The sequence below is a fragment of the Deltaproteobacteria bacterium genome (genome assembly GCA_026129095.1).
Taxonomy (GTDB): domain Bacteria; phylum JAGRBM01; class JAGRBM01; order JAGRBM01; family JAHCIT01; genus JAHCIT01.
This window is the reverse complement of record JAHCIT010000010.1, coordinates 19,762-44,503: the sequence shown is the minus strand read 5'-3', so window position 1 is coordinate 44,503 and position 24,742 is coordinate 19,762. Positions and strand designations below refer to the sequence as shown.

Below are 24,742 nucleotides of genomic sequence, written 5' to 3'. Positions count from 1 at the left end.
CGCTCCTGTTCTGGTTGACCTTCGGGGCCGCCTGACTCAGGCGGCCCTTTCACTTTGCTATGACTGGAACTCCTAGAAATGCCGCCAGCCGCCGTGGCCCCCAACAGGGAGCTTTCGCCCCTTCCCGTCAACCACCCGGATGCCACTCGAATGAGTGATCCTCCCGATACGGCTCACCCGGACGCCTGTTTCGGCAGCGAGTGCGCGGACCCGGCTGTCATTTGACGGCGGGGCGGTGAAAAGGAGTTCGTAGTCCTCGCCCCCGGTGAGCGCGATACGGAGAAGCCGGCTGGTACCTGACGGCCCTGCCGCTTGCCGGTAAAGAAGGTGGGCGACAGACGACGGCAGTTTATCCGCCTCCATGATCGCACCTGGAACACCGGACAACTCAATCAGGTGACCGAGATCGGCCAGCAGGCCGTCGGATATATCCACGGCAGCCGTGGCAGCCTTCTTTCCCCCCGCCTCCCCCGACAGGCGCCGGGCGAACTCCAGGGGTGGCTCGGGCTGGTAGTGGGCCAACCGGAACAGTTCGCGCACGGCCCGTGACCCGGCTTTCCGGCGCTTCAGGTCGAGCCACATGGCGGCCCGGCCCGGCACTCCGGTGACGTAGATGGAATCCCCGACCCTGGCGCCAGATCGTTTCAGCATCGCGCCCGGCTTCACTTCCCCAGTGAGAGTAATGGTGATTTCGAGCTTTCCAGAGGAGCGGGTGATATTCCCGCCCGCTATCCTGACACCTTGGGGGGAACCCGCCGCGAGAAGCCCCTCATAGATGCCGAGCACATCCCTGCCGCTCCAGCCCTTCATCGGGATGGAAAGGGCCACGAGCGCATAACGCGGGGTCCCGCCCATGGCGGCTATATCCGACAGGTTCGCACCCATCGCCTTGCGGCCGATCAGCCGGGGTTCGGCATCGGACCGGAGGAAATGGACCCCCTCCACAAGCGTATCGGTCGTGGCAATCTGGAGCTTTCCGTGCGCCGGTTTCCAGGCGGCGCAGTCGTCCCCCACTGTCAGCACAAGCGATGCGTCTGCCTTGGTGGCAACCCGGCCGAGCGCCCGGATCAGCGCAAATTCATGGGGAAGGCTGCCCACCTACTTCGCCTTCAGTTTGGGGAGAATGGCCCGGGCCAGTGGGGCCTTGGGGTGATCCGGAGCAAGCTTGAGAAATCGTTCGTACGACTGGACAGCCATGTTGTTCTTGCGGGTCGAGGAGTAGAGCTGGCCAAGGTAAAAATGTGTTTCAGCCCGGTTGGGATCGTGCAGAGCGGCGTTGGCAAACGCGTTCAGTGCACGACCTGTATTATCACTCTCGATCGACGCGATTCCGAGATCGAACCACAACTGGCCATCGTCCGGCTTCGTCTCGACCGCTTTTGCCAGCAGGTCGGAAGCCCGCTTGTGCTGACCACGCCGGAGCGCAGCGCGGCCTTCGGCCGCATAGTCAGGTTCAGCGCGCTCAGGGCGTGGCCGGGGGGTGGCGGCACTCACGCCAGCGACTGCCGGAGCCGCCGCTGGCTCCGCCAGTGCTTTCTGGATCCGGTCCAATTCCGGGCGGGTACGGTCCAGGGCCCGGGCCTGCTCGTACACCACGCGGGCTTCGGCCTTGCTTCCCCTCTCAGCAAGAATGAGCGCCTTGAGCGCCAGTGCCCAAGCGTGGAAATTGCTGTTGGAACGAACCGAGTCCCGGGCCAGCAGGCTGTCCACTTCGCTGGCAGCCAGTGTCAGCTCGCCTGTTTCCTTTACACGCAGATCGGCGCGTTCCAGCCCCGGCCGGGGATCCGACGGATCGGCTACCTCGGCACGGGCCAGTGCTTCCAGCGCATTTCCGGTGTCACGTGAACGGCGGAAGTTCCGCGCTGCCAGCAGATGGCCGGCCGAATGGTTGGGATTTTTCCGGACGAGATCGCCAGACCAAACAGTTGCGTCGGCCGCATTACCTGCCCCGGTCAGTATCCAGGCAAGTACGTACCGCGGCATGATCAGATCGGGAAAGCGGGTGGCCAGCGGGGACAGCATCTGGCTGGCTACTTCCGGCTGGCCCAGCTTCATAATGGCAAGGGCACGTACCGTTTCTGCCTGTGCGGTCTCGATGGGCCCCAGCGGGGGTGTCATCTCCTGGACAGCAGCGGCCAACTGGCGGGCCAGTTCGTTCCGATCACGGTAAACCTCGATTTCCGCCTGAACGAGCTTACCGGCGGCCGCCTCCCGCATGGCAGCCGGCAGCCGGTCGAACTCCAGCCCTGCCTGCGTCACCAGACGCATATCTTCCAGGAGGAAACCCAGCCGGGCCGTGGCAACGGCATGACGGATCAGAAGTTCCGGCTCACCGCCAGAACCGGTCCGGTCAATCTGCTGGATGGCGCTCCGGAGCTCTGCCGGAGCATAGGCCGCAATCAGCCGGTCGAGAGATTCAAGATCGTAAGCGGCCACAGCAGATGGAGACGCGACCCCGGCTTGACCCGCCATGCGGTCCAGAAGCGGCTTCAGATAGCTGCTGAATATGAATGTCCCGGCCCCAAAGACGACGAGCAGTGTGACCGCGACACTTGCCACCACCGCAATGATGACCGGCCGGCTTCCGGATTCGCCGATCTGGCCGACGGGAAGATTATCATCAACCTCTTCAGCTTCCACTTCGTCGAGCCTTGCAGTGGCCGGTTGCCTCACCGGCGGCGTGGGCGCCGAAACCTGCGAAACCACGGCAGGCGGTTGGGATTTCTCCGGCTGAGGGGGCAGGGATGCGGGCGGAGCAGGTGGAGTGGCTGCCGGAGGGACTGAAGGCCTGGCCGGAGGCCGCGAGACCGGCGCTGGCGGTACCATATTGGCTGGCCGCTTTCCGGCCGCCATCGTGGGGTCGGTTTCTTCGTCATGCTTTTCAGCGACCGCAGCCGATGGCACTGCCCGGAGGTGCCGCCGCTGCTGAGGCGTCTCAGGAGCATTAAACTCGATCTCATCATCGCCACCCGATTCGGTCTGGGCGACTTCATCGAGCATCTCACGCATACGGGATTCAGACAGCGGTGATTCCGCCTGTTTAGGAATGGCTGACGACTCCGCCGGCGCATCCGGTGGACGCACGAGTTCGGCGTCATCGATATCAATCTCGACACCCTGCCCCGCATTCACTATTCCGGCTTCACCTGCCGACGGCTCGTCGGGGACTACCTTGCTCATGGTCGCAGCCGGATTGGGACCGGGCATCGTGATGGCCCCATTGGGCTGTACCACTACATTGGCGCTCTCGGTGCGAAGTTCCTTCAGTAGGCCCTGAAAGTAAAACTTCGACATGATGTTGAGCGCTGGCAGGTCGTCCAGGCCACATTCGTCGGCTACTTCCAGAATCGTCCGCTTGCCGTTGAACAGCTGGATGATTTCGCCCGCCTTGCTCGGGAACCCCTCCGGGTACTGCTGGAGCAGTTCCTGGGGATCAATCACCAGAACCGAATCAAGTGGCGGAAGCTGCTCGGCCAGACGCTCGAATTCGTCCAGCCGCCGCATGCCCTCCATGATGAGCGCCTGAGTGGACAGCTCGATCGTTTCCTGCCGGTACACCGGTTTGAAATCGATCTTGAACGCACCGTCATTCCAGGTGAGCAGCCGGTATACGGCGCGGGCGCCACGGAGGTTACCGCAAATGGAATCGATCACCCGTCCATTCTGGACATACATCACACCACTCTTGTCGCCGGAAGTGAGCAGGATAAGCCCTGTCTTCCGGCCGATTTCGATCGTCTGCAGCAGGTCCACAACGCCAAGGTCCGACAGGGCCCCCTGGAACATGTTCTGCTGGTCCACACGCTCCAGCGTTTCTTTCTCCTTCTTCTGGAGCAGCAGACGCACCCGTGCGATCAGTTCGCGGATATAGATCGGCTTGGTCAGGTAGTCGTCCACGCCAAGCTCGAGCCCCCGAACCTTGTCCTCCACCGACCGCTGGGACGTGAGGAAGATGAACGGAATCGTAGCGAGCTTGGGATCGTCCTTGATGCGCTGGCAGAACTGGTAACCGTTCATCTTCGGCATCTTGACGTCGGAGATGATCAGTTCGGGAACCGATACGGCGACCTTTTCCAGCGCGTCGATCCCGTTGCTGGCAGTCGTGACGGAAAAGCCCGACTTCTTGAGTGATATCTCAAGCACCCTGAGACTCTTGGAGTCGTCATCAACAATCAGGATGTGCTGCTTGGCCATCGCTATAACCTGCGGACCGTCCCTGATGCGGCACCGCCTGCAATCTCCCTGGGCAGGTACCCGTGAGAACGGACCACGCCCCCTTAAAAGGGCCGAAAACTAACGCCGGATACGCTGGATGCGTTGACCCGCCGCATGTGTGCCCGGCCGCGCCTTGGGTGATGGCGACCGCCGTGCTGGCGGCCGCGAAACCGCCGGCTCGGTGCTGCCTGAACCCAAGCCGGCCAGCGTGACCGGAATCACGTCGTCCATGGTCTTGGCCGGGACGATTCTGAACGATTTCAGCAGGCTCGGGGGAATGTCAACAAGGTCCTTCTGGTTCTGCCAGGGGATCACAACGGTTGTAGTGCCTATACGCCGGGCGGCAAGAAACTTCTCCTTGAGCCCCCCTACCGGCAGAACCTTACCCCTGAGGGTGATCTCGCCAGTCATGGCAACACTTTTCCGCACCTTGCGTCCTGTGAGAATCGACAGTAGCGCCACGGCGATGGCGATGCCCGCCGAGGGCCCATCCTTTGGAATGGCACCTTCGGGGGCATGGATGTGAATCTCATTGGTATCGAGAAATCCCTGCGGGGCGCCCAGATCGGCCCTGGTGCGCACATAGGAAAGGGCTGTGTTCGCACTCTCCTTCATCACATCACCAAGCTGCCCGGACAGTATCAGCCCGCGCTTCCCGGCATGGGTCTGCACTTCCAGATAGAGCGGCTCGCCGCCATGGGGAGTCCAGGCAAGCCCTGTGACCACACCTACCTCATCCTCAGGTGGCTCGACATAGGGATCAAACTTGGGTGGCCCAAGCAGTTTTTCAAGCCGCTTCCGGCTGACAGCAAACGATGGGTTCGCCTCACCCTCGGCCAGCGGCAGCGCGAGCTTGCGGCAAACCGACCCCAGCACCCGGTCCAGGTTTCTCAGCCCTGATTCCCGCGTATAGGCATTGATAAGAAAGCTCAGCGCATCATCGGCAATCTCGAGCGAACCTGCCGGAAGTCCCGTCGCCTCGACCTGCTTGGGAATCAGATACTGCCGTGCGATATGGAGCTTTTCCTCCTCGGAGTACCCCGCCAGCTCAACCACCTCCATTCGGTCCAGCAGCGCCGACGGAATCGTGCTCGTATCGTTGGCCGTGGCGATGAAAAAAACGCCCGACAGGTCGAACGGGATACCGAGGAAATGGTCCGTAAAGGCCGCATTCTGCTCCGGGTCCAGCACTTCCAGCAGGGCCGAAGCCGGGTCGCCACGAAAATCACTGCCCACCTTATCGATCTCATCGAGCATGAACACCGGATTATTGGCCCCGGCTGTCTTGAGTCCCTGGATTATCCGGCCGGGCATGGCACCCACATAAGTCCGGCGATGGCCACGGATTTCAGCCTCGTCCCGAACACCGCCCACACTGATCCGGTGGAACTTTCGGCCCATCGCCCGGGCGATCGACTTACCGAGCGAGGTTTTCCCGACTCCCGGCGGTCCGACGAAGCAGAGTATCTGTCCGCGAAGGCTCTTTTTCAGCTTCAGGACGCCCAGATGCTCGACAATCCGCTGCTTGATCTTCTCCAGATCATAATGGTCTTCATTCAGTACCGTGCGGGCCTTGGTGATATCGATCTCGTCGGCGGATGCCTTCGCCCATGGCAGTTCGCACAGGCAGTCGAGGTAGTTCTTGATGATGGATGACTCGGCCGAATCGGAATGCATCTGGTCGAGCCGCTTGAGCTGCTTGCGTGCCTCAGCCTCGGCATAGGCAGGCAGCTTTGCCTCAGTGATCTTTTTTTCGTAATCGTTCACATCGGGCGAACGCGCGTCCTGTTCGCCCAGTTCGCTCCTGATGGCCCGGAGCTGCTCGCGCAGGTGAAACTCCCGCTGGGAGCGCCCAAACTCCTCGCGTGCGCGGTTCTGTATCTCGGCACGGATCGTGAGCACCTGTGCCTCGTGCGTCAGCACGGCCATCAGGGCTTCCAGCCGGTCAATCGGGTCTGCTGCCTCCAGTATCCTTTGTGCATCGGCTACCGGCAGGTAAAGGTTTGAGGCAACCGCGTCAGCAAGCGCTCCCGGCGTTTCGAGATGCTCAAGCGATGATACCAGCTCCGGGCTTACGCTCCGTCCAAGCTGCGAAATCCTTTCCAGTGTTTCGCGTACCGCGAGAGCCAGCGCATCGGCCCGGAGACGTGCTGCCTGCGTCAGTTGCGGGGAATGCAGCACTGCAACGCGCACCCGTGCCGTCGGGCCCTCGGGATGCCACTTTTCGATACGCCCGCGCTCCAAGCCCCGGACAAGCAGCTTGACGCGGCTATCGGCCAGCGGGACGATCCGCACGATCTGTATCAGCGTACCGGTGTCGTACACGTCTTCACGGGCCGGATGCTCCCGCTCGGCGTTCTTCTGGCAGACGGCGAAGATGCTCCGCTGGGACTCCAGCGCCTGCTCCGCAAGATCGACCGCCCATGGCGACGAGACAAACAGGGATACCGTCGCTTCAGGAAATACGACCATGTCCCTGACGGGAAGCGCGACGGTGGTGACGGTTTCCTTCTGCATATCGACGGCGGCCTCCGCTTGGATTCCTTTCGGCAGGCTGGTGCGGCGTGGGACCGGCACTAGCGGGCAAGCAGGACGAACTCCCGGCCGCGGGCCTCAAGCAGGACCAGCGGCAGGTCGGCCCGGCCATCCGGGTAAAACCGGATCCGGCCGCCAAGAGCAGAGTACCCACCGGGGGAGAGCAGACGCAAGGCCAAGCCCGTACGCGAAGGAATACCGAGCTGGCTGGATGCATCGACGATAAGACCGATGGCGTCATAGGCGCGAGCCTCGAACATCCCTGGCGGCCGGTCATCAGGTGCCGGAGAAGCGGCTGACGGCGGGCCGGCTGGCGTTCCGCCTGCTCCGGACGACGGTTTCACTGGCGGATCCAGAGGCGTAAACGCCCTGATAAACGCGGCAGCATCCGGATGCTCCAGTGCCGGGTGGAATCCATCCACGATAATCGCGCCATCTGCCTGTCCACCAGCCCGGAGGAACAGTTCTGGGTCGTTCCATTCGGAAAATCCGTAAAGCTGTGCGCCACGCACATCACGGAAGGTAATCTGTGGGAGGATAAGACCCACCCGCTGGGCCATGCCAGCGATAAACAGCGCGTCGTAGTCCACAACAGGCGGCAATTCCGGACGGGGTTTCAGCTTCATGTCCTCACGGCCGCTTACCTTCAGCCAGTGACGTTCGATCTCGTCCATTTTTCTGGGCGAATACGGGGTCCATCCCTTCAGGGACTTGTTGCGCTGCGCCTCATAACGCCGGGCGTCGGCCCACTGGAGTCCGGCAAGCCGGTAAAGCGGTGCCTTAAAGTCGGCGGCCCGCGTGTCGTACTTTTCAGCCCCGGTGAGGCGGCCACCAAACCGTTCCACCTCATCGACATAATGGCTGAACAACGCCTGGCCCAGCGGTGTATCGGGATACAGAGCCGCGAAATTCTTCAGCCCCAGGCTGCCGCGCGCATGGGCAACGATGGCTGACACCTGTTCATTTGCAGTTGGAATCATCCGGAAAACGAAACTTCCCGCACCGGGAAGGTCGTCGGCTGGTGACAACGCGAAAACAGGGATCCCCAGTTCGGCAGCCCGCTGGGCAACCGCCCTGACCTCCGAGCCGCCGACCGGTCCCACCACGGCGACCACCTTTTCGGTGCTGACCAGATCGTTCAGGGCCGCGACTGCCTGTTCGGCCCGTCCACCTGTATCTCTTACAATGATGCGAATCGTGTCTGCACCTGTCTTGCGGGAAGTGCGGGCAACAGCAGCATCAATGGCTTTCCGGGCACGCTCGGCAAAGTAGCCAAGCGCCCCGCGGGCAGACACTGGCAGCAAAACGCCCACCGCCCGGGTATCCACCTCGCTCGCCTGCATCAGGTCGCGGCGGCGGGTTTCCATGAGCCGTGCGCGCTTGTCCTTCGGAAACCGGAGCAGATACCGGTCGATCACATCGAGACTGCCCGCAAGGTTCTTCGACTGGATCCGGAGTTCCAGCAGCCGCTCCAGCAGCGCCGATTCATAAAATGGCGGGAGATTCGGAGCACGAAGCTTCTCTTCGGCCGCCTTTTCGTCTTCGATGCGCCTGATGTCATCGATCAGCAGCAGCTCAAGAGCAGTACGCTCGGTTCCCGGAACCAGGACCTGCCAGAGCCGAAGCCGGTCGAGCCGCGCCTCGTCTTCCTGCCCCAGCGCCTCGTAAGCAGCTGCCCGCCGCCGGTAAAGCGTCATCCGCTGTTCCGGATCCAGGTCGATCCACTCGATTGGTTCCAGAATACCGGGGATATCGCCGAAGCGCCCAAGCCGCCGGTAAACGCCCGACAGGTTCAGGCGAGCCTCTACTGAACGGGAAGCCTCGCCCGCCATCCTTACCGCCTGTTCGTAGGCAGCAGCCGACAGTTCATACCGTTCCTGGTGTTCGAGGATGATTCCCCGCTCCAAATGGGCCCGGGGTGCAGCCGCCGAGGCCGGATGGCTCTGAATGAACTTCTGCAGGTGTTCGAGTGCCCATTCATGATCCCCCCGGCGAATCGCATCATCAGCCTCCCGGAAGAGCTGTGCCTCATCGGGCGGCAGCTCCGCTACATCTGCCTGGGGTTCTTCGGGCCGGGCAGGAACTGTGGCCAGCATCAGGATCGCTGCAGCGACGGCGAAAAGATGCCTTGTCTGGTGACAGGAAATACTCATGTACCTTTCCTGATAATCTTTCCGGTAAGGCGTAGACAACAGTCCCTCTGGCTGGCAACGCTGTAGCCATCATGTCTCGTCGCCAGCCCAGCCGAGGCCACGCCATCGCCACCCGGCTCCGAACGGAGTTCCGGCGATGGGCCCGCGGGCTGTCGCCTGAGGGAATCCTCTACCTCCAGTCACTGTCAGACTACCGGATTGCCGGTGGCAACCATGTCGAAATGCTGGTGGATGGCACGCGGGCCATTCCGGCAATGATCGAAACGGTGCGCGCCGCCCGCCGCCGGATCCTGTATGAAACCTATATTCACCGGAACGATGCCACCGGGCGGGCCTTCGCGGATGCACTCCGCGAAGCGGCCCTCCGGGGCGTCGAGGTGTTCGTCATTTACGATGATTTTGGATCTAACGAGGCGCGCGAGCTTCTGGACGGGCTCGTCACAGTGGGTGCACATGTACTGCCATTTCATCCGGTAACTCTGCTCCAGTCGTTCCGTAAACTGAACGCCCGCAACCACCGGAAAATCCTCGTGGCAGACAACCGCATCGGCTTTACCGGCGGCTGCAACATCGGCGACGAATACATGGACGCACCGGGACGTCCGGCATTCCGCGACACGCACCTCAGGATTGAGGGGCCAGCGGTACATCAGCTTACGCTCTCCTTCTTCAAATGCTGGTTCGAGCAGACGGGCGAGCGGATCAACCCCATCAGCCCGCCAGTGCCTGCCGAAAGCGGACGAAGCAAGGTGCTGATTACCACTGAAACGCTCCGCCGCGAACGGGCTGCGCTCCGCCGGTCATATATCTTCGCATTCAAGGCAGCCCGTGAGCGGCTTCTGATTACCAACAGCTACTTCGTTCCCGACCGGAAAATCCGGGAGGCGATCATCAGTGCCGCCCGCCGCGGAATCCGGGTGCGGCTTATCATTCCCGGAGTTTCCGACGTGCCGATGACCCGTTTCGCCTCGTGGGGAATCTATGCCGAACTGCTCCGGGCGGGTGTGGAGATTTACGAATACCTGGGCCGGATCCTGCACGCCAAGACCGCCGTAATCGACCAGGGACTGGTGATTTGCGGTTCGACAAACCTCGACCACAGGAGCTTCCTTCACAACCAGGAACTTCAGGCGATGGTGTTCGACACGGGTGTAGCAGAACAGTTCGCCCTGCAGTTTGAACAGGATCTCCGCGATTCGGATCAGCTCACCCCAGAGGAATATGAACAGTGGCCATGGTGGAAACGTCTGCTTGGCCGCTTTGCCTGGTCGCTGCGGCGGCTCATGTGATCACATCTCAATAAGTAGATGTCCATCAATGATACTCGTCATGGTGATTTGAGTCGCTACAAGGACAATAAGGGGCATGAATGGCCTCTTCCGCACCTTGCTTTCGGGCATGCGGGGGGTATGATTGCCGCGTGTCCCCAGCAGGATGACCAGCGCGAATTATGAGTTTTATACCCATCGTCGTTGAACAGACGAACCGCGGCGAACGCGGATACGATATCTACTCCCGGCTGCTGAAAGACCGGATTGTCGTCCTCGGGACGCCTATTGACGACATCGTGGCGAACCTGATCATCGCCCAGCTCCTCTTTCTGGAGAGCGAAGACCCCGAACGGGACATCTACCTTTATATAAATTCACCTGGCGGACACGTGACGAGCGGGCTCGCCATCTACGACACGATGCAATACATCCGGCCGGACGTCATGACGATCTGCGTCGGACAGGCTGCCAGCATGGGCGCAGTGCTCCTGGCTGCCGGCGCCAAGGGAAAGCGTATTGCACTAAAACACTCCAGAATCATGATTCACCAGCCGATGGGTGGTTTTCAGGGGCAGGCGAGCGACATTCATATCCAGGCAAGGGAAATCCTCCGGATGAAGCAGGAGCTGAACGAAATCCTGTCCAGCCACAGCGGTAAACCTATTGAACAGGTGGAACGGGACACCGACCGGGACTATTTCCTCTCCGCGTCAGAAGCCGTTCAATATGGTATCATTGATCAGGTATGGGACCGCCGTCCTGCGCCTGTGGCGGGCGGCAATGGCGACCGCAAGTCCTGAGAAACCCATGGAGATGACGTGAATAAAGAGACCGACAAGAAAGGCGAAAACCTCACCTGCAGCTTCTGCGGCAAGAGCCAGCGTGAAGTGAAGAAACTCATCGCCGGTCCTAACGTCTACATCTGTGACGAGTGCATCGAGCTCTGCAACGACATCATCGCCGAGGAAACCGAGAATGAACGTGCGGGACGGCTGAAGAAGAAGCAGCTTCCGCTCCCCAGCGAAATCAAGCGGGTTCTGGACGACTATGTGATCGGACAGGAACGTGCCAAGAAGATCCTGTCGGTCGCCGTCCACAACCACTACAAGCGCATCTATTCCAAGGTGGGTGCCGGCGACGTCGAACTCCAGAAGTCGAATATCCTCCTGATTGGCCCTACCGGCAGCGGCAAGACGCTGCTTGCCCAGACGCTTGCACGGATCATTGACGTGCCATTCGCCACGGCCGATGCAACGACGCTCACCGAGGCGGGCTACGTCGGCGAGGATGTCGAAAACATCATCCTCAACCTGTACAACAACGCCGGGCAGGACGTGGAGCGCACGATCCGGGGGATCGTCTATATCGACGAGATCGACAAGATTGCACGCAAGGGTGAAAACCCGTCTATTACCCGTGACGTTTCGGGCGAAGGCGTACAACAGGCCCTCCTCAAGATTCTCGAAGGCACGCTCGCCAACGTTCCGCCCAAAGGCGGCCGCAAGCACCCCCAGCAGGATTTCCTCCAGATCAACACGACGAATATCCTGTTCATCTGTGGCGGCGCGTTCCACGGCCTCGATGACATTATAGAAAAACGGGTCGCCAACAAGGGCATCGGGTTTGCCAGCGACGTCCGCAGCCGCAAGGAACGGCGTGACCTCGGACAAACCCTTCAGCAGGTGGAAACCGAAGACCTGCTCAAGTTCGGCATGATCCCCGAGTTCATAGGACGGCTGCCCATCGTGGCCACCCTGCACGAACTCGACCCCGCTGCGCTGGTGGACATCCTTACCAAGCCCCGCAACGCCATCGTCAAGCAGTACAAAAAACTGTTTGAGATGGAAGGCGTCAAGCTCAAGTTCACCGATGGCGCCCTGAGCGCCGTCGCCGAAGACGCCATCCGGAAGAAGTCGGGTGCCCGCGGCCTTCGTGCAATCCTCGAGAACGTGATGCTCGATATCATGTACGAAATCCCCTCCCGCAAGGACATCCGTGAAGTCCTCATCAGCGAGGACGTGGTGCTGAAAAAGGAAGACCCCCTCGTCGTGCTCCAGAAGGAAACGGCCTGAGGCGATATCCTTTACGATGTTCCCGGCGTCTGCCTGAGGGCTCCGGGGCGGCAGACAGGTGACGACGCATGTTTTTCAAGACCGATTCCGCTGACGGCAAGAAGAAGGACGATCCATCGAAGGACGGCTCCGAGGGCGGCCAGAAATGGCCGTTACTGCCGCTACGCGACATCATAGTCTTCCCCTATTCGGTCATTCCGCTTTATGTCGGCCGGGAAAAATCCATAGCCGCACTTGAGGAAGCCATGAAAGGCGACCGGATGATCGTCATGGCCGCCCAGCGCGTGGCCAAGACCAACGATCCCTCACCGGAGGACATTCACAGTATCGGCACGCTCTCCCACGTACTCCAGCTCCTTCGTACGCCGGACCGCACCGTGAAGGTTCTCGTCGAGGGCCGCCGCCGCATCCGGATAAGCCGTTTCCTGGAAAATCCCCGGTTTTTCGAGGTGCAGGCTGAACCGCTCGACGAGATCCCCGCCATGCCGGAAAACGAACTGCGCGCCCTGTGCCGCAGCGTCGTGAGCACGTTCGAGACCTACGTGAAGATTTCCAAGCGCGTGCAGGCCGAGACCGTGCTCCAGGTGAGCCAGATCGATGAGCCGGCACGGCTTGCCGATACCGTAGTCCAGCATCTTCAGATCAAGCTGCCCGACCGGCAGGGACTGCTGGAACTGATCGATCCATCGGTCCGTCTCCAGAAGATTCTCGAACTGATGACGAGCGAGGTCGAGATCGTCCAGCTGGAACGCAAGATCAAGTCCAACGTCAAGAAGTCGATGGAACGCTCGCAGCGCGACTACTACCTGAATGAGCAGATGCGGGCGATCCAGAAAGAACTGGGCGACCGCGACGAGTTCAAGAACGAGTTCGCTGAACTGGACGAGAAGATCAAGGCCAAGGAACCGTTCCTTTCCGAGGAGGCTTTCAAGAAAGCCACCAAGGAGCTGAAAAAGCTCAAGATGATGTCGCCCATGTCTGCCGAGGCGACCGTTGTCCGTTCCTATATTGACTGGATTCTCTCGCTTCCCTGGAAGGAAACGACTGAAGACAAGATTGACCTCAAGGAAGCGGCGCGTATCCTCGACGAGGACCATTACGGCCTCGAGAAGGTGAAGGACCGGATACTGGAGTACCTCGCCGTACTTCAGCTTGTGAAGAAGATCCGCGGGCCGATCCTGTGCCTCGTGGGCCCACCGGGTGTCGGCAAGACCTCGCTTGGCCGGTCCATCGCCCGGTCCATGAACCGCAAGTTCGTCCGCATCAGCCTGGGCGGCGTACGCGACGAGGCAGAGATCCGGGGGCATCGCCGGACCTACATCGGCGCCATGCCGGGCAAGATCGTCCAGTCCATCAAGAAGGCCGGAGCATCGAACCCCGTGTTCCTGCTGGACGAGATAGAGAAGATGTCATCAGATTTCCGTGGCGATCCGGCATCGGCCATGCTCGAAGTGCTCGACCCTGAGCAGAACAATACCTTCAACGACCACTATCTTGATCTCGATTACGATCTCTCCAACGTGCTGTTCATCGCCACGGCCAACTCACTCCAGTCGATTCCGCCGCCGCTGCTGGACCGCATGGAAGTGATCCGCATCCCCGGCTATACCGAGCAGGAAAAACTCGAAATTGCCCGTTCACATCTTCTCAGCAAGCAGCTTGAAGCGAACGGGCTCGCCGCCGACCGCGTGGAGTTCTCGCAGGCGGCCATAGCCGAGATCATCCGTTACTACACACGCGAGGCGGGTGTCCGGAGCCTGGAACGGGAAATTGGCTCCATCTGCCGGAAAGTGGCCCGGAAGCTCGTCGAAGATCCTGCCCTGGACAAGGTGAAGGTGACGCCGGCCCAGGTGGAAAAGTTCCTTGGGGTTCGGAAGTTCCGCTATGGCCGCGCCGAGCTGGAAAACCAGATTGGCCTGACAACGGGACTTGCCTGGACTGAGGTCGGCGGCGAACTCCTGCAGATCGAGGTTTCCACCGTGCCCGGGAAGGGCAAGATCACCATCACCGGCAAGCTGGGCGAGGTGATGCAGGAATCGGCGCAGGCGGCGCTGTCGTTTGTAAAAAGCCGGTCAGCTTGGCTCGGTGTCACTGACGAAGAGATCGCCAAGACCGATACTCACGTCCACGTGCCTGAAGGCGCCACACCCAAGGATGGCCCATCGGCTGGCATCGCGCTGGCAACTTCCCTGGCCTCGGCCTTTTCGCGGATTCCGGTACGGGCTGACATCGCCATGACCGGGGAAATCACCCTGCGGGGCCGGGTTCTTCCCATCGGCGGCCTCAAGGAGAAAATCCTTGCTGCTCACCGCGGAGGCCTCAAGACCGTGCTGATTCCGAAGGAAAACGAGAAGGATCTTGGCGAAATACCGAAGCCTATCCTGAAAGCCCTCGAGATTATCCCCGTAGAGACGATGGATGAGGTGCTGACCCATGCCTTCGTGGAGCAACCCAAGCCGTTCATCAAGGGTTCCGATTCGGTCCCAGAGGCTGCGCCCGTCGAGACCCCAGCGAAAGACGGCGAAGAAGAGGAAGTCGTCCATTAGGGACGCCGGAGTCACATCCCGCCCGGTCCCTGGCGCATCATGCGCATCATGTCGGCCGGTCCCATCTTGCTGAACTGCTTCATCATCTTTTTCATTTGAACAAAGTTCTTGAGAAGCTTGTTCACCTCGTTGACGTTCGTCCCGCTCCCGGCGGCAATACGCTTGCGCCGGTTCCCGTTGATGATCGTATGGTCATTCCGTTCCTGGATCGTCATGGAGTTGATGATTGCCATGGTCTTCTTCAGTTCCGCCTCAGCACCCTGAAGCTGCTTCGCCTGCTTGAACATGCCGCCCAGGCCCGGAATCATTCCTACCAGCGACGAAAAGCTCCCCATCCGGTTCATCTGGACCATCGCCTCGCGGAAATCATCCAGGTTGAACTCGTTGGTAAAGAGTTTCTTTTCGATCCGTTGCGCTGCCTGCTGGTCAATGGCCCTTTGAGCCTTCTCGGCAAGCGTCTGGAGATCACCCATGCCAAGAATACGCTGGGCGATGCGGTTCGGATGAAACGGCTGGAGTGCATCGAGTTTTTCCCCGACACCGACGAATTTGACCGGAGTGCCAGTCACGGATTTGATGGAGAGCGCCGCTCCGCCACGGGCATCGCCGTCCATCTTGGTGAGAATCACACCATCCAGATCCAGGCGGTCATGAAACTCCTTGACGACGTTTACTGCTTCCTGCCCCGTCATGGCATCGGCGACGAACAGGATTTCATGAGGCTTCAGGACTTCCTGAAGCCGGTCGAGCTCCTGCATCAGCTCATCATCGATTTGCAGACGGCCGGCCGTATCGACCAGCACCGTGTCATAACCCTGCCGCTGTGCCTCCTCGACGGCCTTCTGCGCTTCGGCCACCGGGTCAGCCCCGGTTGCCGGAGTGTCGTGAACGGGTACTCCGAGCTGGCGGCCAAGGGTCTTGAGCTGTTCAACCGCTGCCGGACGGTAAACGTCGGCCGGGACCAGATAGGGCTTGCGTCCCAGATCGTCCCGAAGATGCCTTGCCAGCTTACCAGTGGAGGTCGTCTTGCCCGATCCCTGAAGACCGACCATCAGGATGATCGCTGGCGGTGCAACCCGGATGTTCAGTTCCGGGTCTCCCCCCCCCAGCAGCCCCACCAATTCGTCAAAAACCAGCTTGAGAAACATTTCCGACGGCTGGATACCGGCCGGAACCTCGGTACCGAGGGATTTTTCCCGCAACCGCTTGACCAGATCACGAACGACGTGAAAATTGACGTCAGCCTCCAGCAGGCTTGTCCGGACCTGCCCGAGTACCTCATCGATGTTTTTCTCGGACAGGCGGGTCTTGCCCGTCAAAGAGCGGATCGCGCCAGTTAGCCGGTCACTCAGGGAATCGAACATGAAACGGTCCTTCGCCACGGGTTTCAGCTATCAATTCCGTGGCGGTCTATTCATGCCAGAGAGAAGGCGAACTGGCAACCGGGCCCTTTTCGCAACCCTCGTTTTGCTGGCCTCGGGAGGCTGCTTCTACGCAGCTGACCAGGGCCGGAAACTGGAAGAGAAACTTCTCCGCTTTGAGCACGACCGCGTTGACATGGGCACCGTGGACAAACGTCTTGTCCAGCTTGAAGAACGGGATCGACAGTTCCGTGAGGATATCGACAGCATTCGTAAGTCGCTTGATGAAGCGCTCCAGGCGCTCGAACTGGTCCGCCAGACCCAGGAAAGCGGCATGATGGAACGTTCGGTGCTTGAAAACCGGGTCCAGCAGCTCGAAGACCGCCTCAAGGCCAAGCAGGCGCAGATCGCGGCATTGGAACAAAAAACCGGCCTCACGAAAAGTCCGGCACAGAAAGACGCCAGCCGCATCGGTGTCAGCCTGACCCCCTCTGCCCCTCCTGTTCCCGAGGGCAGCGACGCCTTCCCGGTCATTCTGGACTATATCCAGGCTGGTGATTGGGTGAAGGCCCGTGGCGGTGTAGATGCGGTTCTCAACCGCAACCCGAGTCCCCGTGAACGGGCCCAGGCCCTGCTCCTGCTCGGCCATATCCACTACCGGCAGAAGGCATACAGCGATGCGATCCTGGTCTTCGACGACATCACCAAGCGGTATCCCGATTTCCCCGAGGCCGCCGAGGCACTCTACTACGAGGCAAAATCATTCGCTGAAAAGGGTAATCGCGACACTGCCAACGCGTTTCTCAAGAAACTCATCAAGCGTTATCCGGATTCGCCATTCCGGGCCAAGGCCCAGGCTGATCTGAAATAGTCCGGACTGTCACTTGAAAATCCTCGGCATCGAAACTTCCTGCGACGAAACAGCGGTCGCCCTGCTCAATGACGGCCATGTGGTGTCATCGCTGGTTTATTCCCAGATCCGAGATCATGCACAGTATGGCGGCGTTGTTCCGGAACTGGCTGCGAGAAAACACCTCGAGATCCTGCCCGCACTTTACGGGAAACTCCGGCGGGAAACCGGTCTTGATCCGGCCAGCCTCGACGCCATCGCCGCCACAGCCGGGCCGGGTCTGGCTGGCTGCCTTCATGTAGGGCTCAACTTTGCCAAAGGACTTTCTTTCGCCACTGACGTTCCGCTTTACGGAATCAATCACCTCGAAGGGCACCTTGCCTCCATTGAACTCGCCCCCGGTGCGCCTCCTGCTCCCTGTATTGCACTGCTGGTCTCGGGTGGCCATACGAGCCTGTACGTTATCGAAGCGCCCGGAATGTGCCGGCAGATCGGCGCAACCCGCGACGATGCCGCCGGTGAAGCATTCGACAAGTGTGCCAAGGTGCTGGGGCTCGGATATCCGGGAGGTCCGGCCATCGACCTCGCCGCACGGAGCGGCGACGCTTCTGTTTTCCCGTTGCCCGTCCCCCGGATTACCGGGAGCCCCTATGACCTCTCGTTTTCAGGTCTCAAGACGGCGCTCCTGTACAAACACCGGGATGTGACACATGGCGGGGAAAAGCCGCTCACGGAAACCGGTACTGCCCATTTTGCCGCTTCACTTCAGCAAAGCGTGGTCAAAGCGCTGCTCAGCCGCTGCGAAAGGGCGGCCAAGGCATTCGGCATTCCTGCCATCGTGGTGGCTGGGGGCGTAGCGGCAAACTCCTGTTTGCGTGCCGAAGCGGAAAAACTCACGAAAAAGGGGCTGACGTTCTTCTTCCCGCCGCTCAGCTTCTGCACCGATAATGCGGCAATGATCGCCCGTGCCGCCCATGGCCGTATCCAACGGGGAGAAAAACCCGACGGCCTGGCCATCAGTGCCCGCTCCCGCTGGCCGGTTGCCGACACTCTCCCCGCCGGGTCGGAAATCCCTGCCCGGAAGAAGCCCAGGACGGGGAGGTAATCGGCCCATGCCGGCTGCGACGACATTCAGGCCGTCAAAAAAACTCGGCCAGAATTTTCTCATCGACCGCAACATCAGCCGCAAGATTGCCGCGCTCGCATCAGAGAACCTCCCTGCCGGCTCCACGATCATCGAGATCGGTCCCGGAGATGGCGCGCTCACGCGGGAACTTCTCGCGCATGGCATGAGGGTCAAGACGGTAGAGGTAGACCACCGGCTGGCTGAACGGCTCCCTCAAATCCTCCCGAACCCGGCCCTTTCGATTGTCCGGGCCGATGCACTGGATATCGACTGGGAGACATTTTTTGCCGATAGTGGCGCCTGCCGGATCGCGGCCAACCTGCCCTACTCCATTTCGACGGAAATCCTGTTCAGGCTGGTCGAATCGGCCCGCCGATGGGAATTGGCGGTACTGATGCTCCAGAACGAGGTGGCAGCACGACTTGCTGCCCGTCCATCAACGAAAGAATATGGAGCGCTCTCGGTGGCCATGCAGCTCCAGTGTGCCGTAAAAAAGGAGTTTCTGGTTCCGCCGCAGGCGTTCCGGCCAGTGCCCAAGGTCCAGTCGGCTGTGGTCAGTCTCCGGCCGCTTCCCTCAGCCGTGGAGGGCCATGAGGCCCGGCAGCGCAGCCGGGTGGTACGGGCGGCCTTCGCCTACCGGCGCAAGACCATCAGCAACTCGCTGCAACGGGGGCTTGGCGCAGGCTCGACGGAAACCGCAAAACTGCTGGAAACGGCCGGGCTGGACCCGAAATCGCGGGCCGAATCACACCCGCCTGCGGCGTTTATTCGTCTCGACGCAGCGTGGAAACAGCTTCCTCGTCAAACAGCGACCGCTGACCCGGGATCTCTTCCTCGTATTTCTTCAGAATCAGACTAATCCCTTGGCGGATATATTCCGCCATTGGCACCTTGGTACGCTGGGACAGGGCCTTCAGCTGCTCTTCCTGGTCCCGGGTGATGTAGATGGTCGTGACGACCTTGTTCGAGGCCATGACAAAACGGTCCCTCGGCCGGGATGTGCGACAGGGAAACAATATATGGCCATATGGGCCCAAAGGTCAAATCCCCTTTTAATTTCGATAGGTTAGAATCAACCTGCAACCAGAACCCCACAAAATCGTTCCTAACTGACAGGAGCAGAGCGCCTTCGTGGCTGAGCCCCCCATACCCCGCCCTGTGGAACAGCGGGAACCGGTTGAGGATGTCGAGGCACTCTGGGAGCGGCTATCGGGAGTGCTTGCCCGCTACTCGGCAAAACTGCTGGGCAATACCACTGCAGGAGAGGACACCGTTCAGGATGTATTCCGGCGGTATCTGGAAAGCGGTCCCATATTCGAATCGCGCATTCAGCAGGATGCCTGGCTCTGGCGCACAACGCGGAATGCCGTGATCGATAGGCTTAGGAGCCGGAAACGGCAAAAGACCGAATCACTGGATGCAATAATGGATATGGAAAACAAGACAGAAAGCGGTGGATGGGAGCCGACCGATGCCAGCGCGAACCCTGAACGGCATGCATATCTCCGTCAGCGGCTGGCCCGCATCCAGCAGGCGTTTGAAACGCTTTCTGATTCCGACCGCGACCTGTTGTGGCTCGTTGAAGTCGAGGGGTTCACACTCGAACGGCTCGCCAGAATCGTCCGCCGCCCGTCGGCACTGGTGAAAGTCCGTCTCCACCGGGCCCGGAAAAGACTGAAAATGGCAGCCATCGGGATGGGAGCGGAGGGATCATGACCGAGAAAAGAGATAGCCAGCTAGACACCGATATCGCCCGGTTTTTCCAGGAGCAGCGGCATACCGGTTCGACGCCGCTTTCCCGCACACGGCTTGCCGCCGCACGCGCTGCAGCGGCCGAACGTCCCCGGTCATCGCGGTTCATGCTGGGGCCAATAGCTGCTCTGGTAGCGGCTGTCGCCGTACTGTTCGTCACTATCGGTGTACCGGTGTTCCCGCCACAACCCGATGTTCTTCCCGCTCCGTACGCCATAGATGAAACCGCTAGCCCAGCCGAACAGATCGTCTGGACCTGGAATCTGGAAAGTGATCCCGAAAACGGACTTGCAGCACCCGATGAAACTTCTGCCCTCTTCGGACGTCTGGATGAAGAGATCGCCGCCATTGACCTGACGTTGTGGTCGATCTCCGGCGGCGAGAGCGAAAGCTCCGCAGACGACGATACGAATCTGGCCGGCATTGCATGGGTATTCCTTGGCGATGCCTGACGGCCAAACCAGCGGCCTCCTTAATGGCCGGGAGAAAACAGAAAATGATGCACCGTAAACCTGTTCTTTTCACATCCATAATTGCACTTGGCGCGCTCGCACTGGGGGCTATCCACGCACCCGCCCATGCGCGCAGTCATGAGACTTCGATGAAACCGCCAGCAGCCGCATCTGAAAGTGCCCGGCGGCACGGGCGGCACCACCAGTCTGGCTGGCTGGCGCAGCACGAAGACTATTCGGCCCGAATCATGCGTCTTCTGGACCGTCTTGACCTCACGAAAGAGCAGCGCTCCCAGATTCACAAGATTCTCGATGAAACCGAAGACCAGCGCATCCGCATCCGGCGCAAGATGCACGCCGCAGGCGACACCCTGAAGGGGACTGTCCGCAAGGAACTGACCGCTGTGTTCAGCGACAAGCGCAAGGAACAGATCAGCGCGATCCTCGATGACGAAGAGGCCCGCTCCGAAAGCGAACGGCGCGACCGCCGTGGCCCCGGCCGTGAAGCACCTGCCGGTGAGCAAGCAGACAAGGACCGCCCCGGCAAAGAGCACCGCAAGGGCAAGGATATGGGGAAGGCCATGCGTGCTTATAGCCAGCTCCGTGACCGGGTATTCAATGAGGTAAAGATGTCCGATGCCGATGCCGAAAAAATGATCTCCGCCTTTGGCAAGGTCCGAGAGCAGGTGCGCACTCACGGTGAAGGTGTCCGCGAGGAGTTTTCCAGCCTCCGCGAAACGACCCGGAAGCGCATTCTGGAGGTGCTAAAGCCCGAACAGCGCGAGAAGTTCGAAAAGGCCATCAAGGAGATGAAGGACCGCCGTGAACGGGGAGATACTCCACCCGAAAACTGACCCTGTGCTAGAGTAGCGGCATGGAAGTTCCCTGCCCCGCCTGCGGAAAAACCATCTCCGTCACTGAACCGGTCGGCCGCCGCGACACCTGCCAGGTGTGCGGCGCCGACCTTCATGTCTGCCTGCACTGCAGGCACTATGACACCAGTGCCTACAATGAATGCCGAGAGCCCCAGGCTGACCGCGTGGTGGACAAGGACCGGCCAAACTTCTGCGACTGGTTCCATATCCGCACCAGCGGTGATCCCTCTGGAAAAACGGACCCCAAGGCAAAGGCCAAGGCCGCGCTCGAAGGACTGTTCGGCAAGAAATAGGTTCGGTTTACCTTCCCCCGATTGCTTCTATACTCGAAACCGTCATGGCTCCTTACGGTCCACATCAGACGCAATACCGTTTTCAGGGCCCTCCGGGCTGGAGTGCCATCCCCGGCGTCACCCGTATCGTCATCGTCACCATCGCATCGGTCTATCTGCTGTCGCTCGTATCGCCTGCATTAACTGCTTTTCTCATCCTGGACCCGGTGGCCGCGCTCCAGGGATTTCAGGTCTGGCGGCTGCTCACCTTCCCGTTTGTCAACACGTCCATCATTACCACCCTGCTCTATGGCTACATGCTCTGGGTATTTGGAGCCCGCCAGGAACGGATCGATGGCTCGGAACGTTTCGCCTGGTTTCTCTGCTTTTCGGCCCTGTCCGCAGGACTGCTAGGAGCCATCGCAGCCGCCTTCACAGGGAGCCATACAGCAATTGCCGCCGGAGCAGGAGGACTTATTGTCAACTTCCTCATCCTCTGGGCACTGCGCGAACCGGAGCAGGAAATCCTCGCCTTCTTCGTCCTGCCCATCAAGGTGAAATGGCTCGTCATCGTTATCGTGGCGGTCGTCGTGTTCAGCGAGATCGAGCGCCAGTTCTCCCTGGCCCGTATCCTGTATGTCCTCGGGGGGGCTCCGGTCGCCTGGTACTGGGCCCGCGGACGGCACCGCTTCCGCGGGTTCGGCCTGCGGGAACGCTACTACCGGGCCAAACTGAACCGGTTGCGGAAAAGACAGGGCTTCAGAGTGGTAGACAGAAACGATGAGCCCCCGTCCGGGGGCTGGGTAAACTAAACATTTCCGGGCGTATCGTTCCGGCTCACCGAAGCCATCCCGAACTGCCCAAACGCTCTTGAATTCCGCACCCTTGCGCGCGTAGACTCCCCCAAACGCGCCGCACGTTTCCGGCTCACCGGGAAACTGGCTGCCTTCACCAGAAAAAGGCACCGGTATGCGCGTACCGGCGTATTTTAAGGCTATCCAGGGGGCGCATCGGATCTTGAAGACGTGCTGGAACTGCGGTGATTCGATTCCGGACCCGGCTCCCGTCTGCGACACCTGCGGCGCCGAGCAGCCTTCAGCGGACGGTAGTGGCGGCGGCCAGATCAAAACCGGTGACATTCTCGCCCAGCGTTACGAAATCCGTGGAGATATCGGCGAAGGCCTGGTTGGCCACGTTTACCGGGCCCACGACCGTGACGTGGACGCACAGATCGCTCTCCGGATCGTCAATTCCGAATGGCTTAGCGACGAGGGCTCCCGCAAGCAGTTCAAGTCCCTGTTCCGCAAGAGCCGTGACGTACTGCATGCCGGGTGCGTCAAGCTCTATGAAGCGGGAACGGACGGTGCTCGCGCCTATGTCACAATGGAGTTCATCGGCGGCCTGTCGCTACGCAAGCTCCTCGACGTTCGGCTCTCCGAGCGGCGGCCTTTCAAGCTGAGCGAGGTTGAGCCGATTCTTGCGCAGATCGTCTCGGCCTTCGAGGCCGGGCATGCCGCAGGTGTCCCGCATCTGGCGCTGACACCTGCCAACATCCTCATTCAGCCTGAAGGGCTGAAGCTGACCGAGTTTGGCCTCTCGGCCCTGATTCCTCCGGCCAGCCGCCAGGCAGCGGCCGCCCGGCACCGGACAGCGGCTTACGCATCCCCGCAGTTCCTCTCGGGAGAAACGCCTTCTCCCTCGGACGATATCTACAGCCTGGGTGCGGTGCTGTTTGAGATGATCTCGCTGCAAACCCCGGCACCCGGGATTTCGCCCTCGGACGTCATGGAAGAAGTCCCTGACGAGATCGACGATCTTATCGCCGACTGCCTTTCCGAAGACCCCCGGCAGCGGCCCACTACCGCGGGCGAAGTGCTCACTCGCTGGCGAGACGCCCTGCTTGCCGCAGAAAAGGTCGCGGCCCCGCCGACGCCCAAGCCCGTATCGAAGCCGCCAGTGCCAAAGAAGGCCGCCCCCCCACCGCCACCGCCTCCTCCTCCCCCGGCGGAAAGGGCTGCCTCCAAGCCACTAGAACCGCCAAAACCCGCCGAGCCGCCTCCACCGGCAAAAGCAGAGCCGCTGCCCAGGACCGAGCCCGAACCACCGCCACGGCCTCAGACGCCAGCGCCCCAGCCACCACCTCCGGCCCAGGTGCCGCCATCTGCTCCTTCCGCACCGAGACCCGCTGCGCCTCCACCGGCAGCCATACCAGACACTTGGCAGCCACCGGCGGCCAAGAAGGGCCCACCGGTCGCCCTGATTGTGGCAATGGTCGCTATACTGGCCGCGGTGGGCGCCTATTTCGCGCTGAAGGGTGGCGATGAGCCCGTTCCAGTCGCCAGTTCCGAGCCTGTGACCAGCGTGAAAGAAGAAAAGCCCACAGCGCCTCCACCTCCAGCCAAACCTGAACCAGTAAAGGTCGAGGAAACTCCTCCCGCGCCGCCAGCCCCCACCGCATCCGTCTCAATCTCGACGCCTGAACCGGCCGCGAAACCGCCAGTTGAAACCAAACCGGCGAAAGTCGAAACGGCACCCAAGCCACCTCCTCCGCCTGTGCCAAAGCCCGAGCCCAAGGCACCACCGAAAGAGCCGGAAAAGCCCAAGCCTGTTGCTGCCGCCGATCCGCCCCCGCCTGCTCCTTCTGGCAGGTGCCCAGCCGGAATGGCCTTTGTACCGGGCGGCAGTTTCAAGATGGGGTCGGCGGCGGACGACAGCGCCCGTGATTTTGCCGAAAAGACACTGGTTCCGACTGGTGTGCCGGATTTCTGCATCGACAAATATGAATCGCCCAACCAGGAAGGCTCCCAGCCCCGGGCCAACGTGACCTGGAACGACGCAAAGTCTGCCTGCGAGAGCGAGGGCAAGCGCCTCTGTTCCGAAGCTGAATGGGAAAAGGCCTGCAAGGGGCCCAAGGAAACCCGCTACCCGTACGGCGACCTGTTCAATCCCCGCGCCTGCAATACCCGCGACCAGTCCGGCGCAGACCGTCCGCTGGCCCCGGCCGGTCGATTCAACCAGTGTACCAATCCTTACGGGGCCTTCGATCTGTCAGGCAATCTGAGAGAGTGGACATCAACCGCCTGGTCGGAACAGAGTGGTGACAAGGTGGTGCGCGGCGGTTCCCATGCCCGGCCCGACTGGGCGACCCGCTGTGCCTACCGTGAGAGTTTCCAGCCCTCGACCCGGGATCCACAGATCGGATACCGGTGCTGCAAGTAAAGGGACCCGGCCCATGCGCCACATCCGCCATTTTGCCGCTCTT

19 protein-coding genes are annotated in these 24,742 nt (G+C 60.8%); 13 read left to right on the top strand and 6 right to left on the bottom strand.

The window, feature by feature from the left end; translation table 11 throughout:
* Positions 1-72 precede the first annotated feature (72 nt).
* The 4 genes from thiL to KIT79_13665 form a co-directional block, all read right to left on the bottom strand.
* Positions 73-1,098, bottom strand: coding sequence for a thiamine-phosphate kinase (thiL, locus tag KIT79_13680; protein ID MCW5830352.1), 1,026 nt, complete (start codon positions 1,096-1,098; stop codon positions 73-75).
* Positions 1,099-4,194, bottom strand: a complete 3,096-nt coding sequence (locus tag KIT79_13675; GenBank protein MCW5830351.1) for a response regulator — start codon at positions 4,192-4,194, stop codon at positions 1,099-1,101.
* 99 nt (positions 4,195-4,293) lie between these two features.
* Positions 4,294-6,732, bottom strand: coding sequence for an endopeptidase La (gene lon, locus KIT79_13670; protein ID MCW5830350.1), 2,439 nt, complete (start codon positions 6,730-6,732; stop codon positions 4,294-4,296).
* Positions 6,733-6,791: 59 nt separating this feature from the next.
* Positions 6,792-8,903, bottom strand: a complete 2,112-nt coding sequence (locus KIT79_13665) for a penicillin-binding protein activator (protein ID MCW5830349.1) — start codon at positions 8,901-8,903, stop codon at positions 6,792-6,794.
* A gap of 71 nt (positions 8,904-8,974) precedes the next feature.
* On the opposite strand from KIT79_13665, the gene KIT79_13660 reads away from it, so the two are divergent.
* The 4 genes from KIT79_13660 (at position 8,975) to lon (KIT79_13645) (ending at position 14,792) form a co-directional block, all read left to right on the top strand.
* Positions 8,975-10,192: a cardiolipin synthase ClsB gene (locus tag KIT79_13660; protein ID MCW5830348.1), complete on the top strand. Its 1,218-nt coding sequence runs from the start codon at positions 8,975-8,977 to the stop codon at positions 10,190-10,192.
* Between the two features lie 161 nt (positions 10,193-10,353).
* Positions 10,354-10,974, top strand: a complete 621-nt coding sequence (gene clpP / locus KIT79_13655; protein ID MCW5830347.1) for an ATP-dependent Clp endopeptidase proteolytic subunit ClpP — start codon at positions 10,354-10,356, stop codon at positions 10,972-10,974.
* 18 nt (positions 10,975-10,992) lie between these two features.
* A complete protein-coding gene (gene clpX / locus KIT79_13650; protein MCW5830346.1) occupies positions 10,993-12,246 on the top strand; it encodes an ATP-dependent Clp protease ATP-binding subunit ClpX in 1,254 nt (417 codons plus the stop codon).
* A 68-nt stretch (positions 12,247-12,314) separates the two neighbouring features.
* Entirely contained in the window at positions 12,315-14,792 is a 2,478-nt protein-coding gene (gene lon / locus KIT79_13645; protein MCW5830345.1) for an endopeptidase La, read from the top strand.
* A gap of 11 nt (positions 14,793-14,803) precedes the next feature.
* Here the strand turns inward: lon (KIT79_13645) and ffh are convergent, their stop codons facing one another.
* A complete protein-coding gene (gene ffh / locus KIT79_13640) occupies positions 14,804-16,156 on the bottom strand; it encodes a signal recognition particle protein (GenBank protein ID MCW5830344.1) in 1,353 nt (450 codons plus the stop codon).
* Positions 16,157-16,208: 52 nt separating this feature from the next.
* Here ffh and KIT79_13635 point away from each other — a divergent pair, with 52 nt between their 5' ends.
* The 3 genes from KIT79_13635 to rsmA are packed head-to-tail and all read left to right on the top strand — an operon-like array spanning position 16,209 to position 18,988.
* Positions 16,209-17,024 (top strand): tetratricopeptide repeat protein, encoded by an 816-nt coding sequence (locus KIT79_13635; protein ID MCW5830343.1) that lies wholly within the window; start codon positions 16,209-16,211, stop codon positions 17,022-17,024.
* Between the two features lie 13 nt (positions 17,025-17,037).
* A complete protein-coding gene (gene tsaD, locus KIT79_13630) occupies positions 17,038-18,108 on the top strand; it encodes a tRNA (adenosine(37)-N6)-threonylcarbamoyltransferase complex transferase subunit TsaD (protein ID MCW5830342.1) in 1,071 nt (356 codons plus the stop codon).
* Between the two features lie 7 nt (positions 18,109-18,115).
* The gene (gene rsmA, locus KIT79_13625; GenBank protein ID MCW5830341.1) at positions 18,116-18,988 is read left to right on the top strand and encodes a ribosomal RNA small subunit methyltransferase A; all 873 of its coding nucleotides are present in this window, start codon (positions 18,116-18,118) and stop codon (positions 18,986-18,988) included.
* On the opposite strand, the gene KIT79_13620 is transcribed toward rsmA, so the two are convergent.
* Positions 18,894-19,103, bottom strand: a complete 210-nt coding sequence (locus KIT79_13620) for a ribbon-helix-helix domain-containing protein (GenBank protein MCW5830340.1) — start codon at positions 19,101-19,103, stop codon at positions 18,894-18,896. The genes rsmA and KIT79_13620 overlap by 95 nt on opposite strands.
* 157 nt (positions 19,104-19,260) lie before the next feature.
* On the opposite strand from KIT79_13620, the gene KIT79_13615 reads away from it, so the two are divergent.
* The 6 genes from KIT79_13615 (at position 19,261) to KIT79_13590 (ending at position 24,699) form a co-directional block, all read left to right on the top strand.
* The gene (locus tag KIT79_13615; GenBank protein MCW5830339.1) at positions 19,261-19,845 is read left to right on the top strand and encodes a sigma-70 family RNA polymerase sigma factor; all 585 of its coding nucleotides are present in this window, start codon (positions 19,261-19,263) and stop codon (positions 19,843-19,845) included.
* Entirely contained in the window at positions 19,842-20,333 is a 492-nt protein-coding gene (locus tag KIT79_13610) for a hypothetical protein (protein ID MCW5830338.1), read from the top strand. The genes KIT79_13615 and KIT79_13610 overlap by 4 nt, the downstream gene beginning before the upstream one ends.
* A gap of 44 nt (positions 20,334-20,377) precedes the next feature.
* Positions 20,378-21,187, top strand: coding sequence for a hypothetical protein (locus KIT79_13605; protein ID MCW5830337.1), 810 nt, complete (start codon positions 20,378-20,380; stop codon positions 21,185-21,187).
* 20 nt (positions 21,188-21,207) lie between these two features.
* A complete protein-coding gene (locus tag KIT79_13600) occupies positions 21,208-21,501 on the top strand; it encodes a hypothetical protein (protein MCW5830336.1) in 294 nt (97 codons plus the stop codon).
* A 44-nt stretch (positions 21,502-21,545) separates the two neighbouring features.
* Positions 21,546-22,292, top strand: coding sequence for a rhomboid family intramembrane serine protease (locus KIT79_13595; protein ID MCW5830335.1), 747 nt, complete (start codon positions 21,546-21,548; stop codon positions 22,290-22,292).
* A 205-nt stretch (positions 22,293-22,497) separates the two neighbouring features.
* On the top strand, positions 22,498-24,699 hold the full coding sequence (locus KIT79_13590; GenBank protein ID MCW5830334.1) for an SUMF1/EgtB/PvdO family nonheme iron enzyme: 2,202 nt from the start codon (positions 22,498-22,500) through the stop codon (positions 24,697-24,699).
* Positions 24,700-24,742 lie beyond the last annotated feature (43 nt).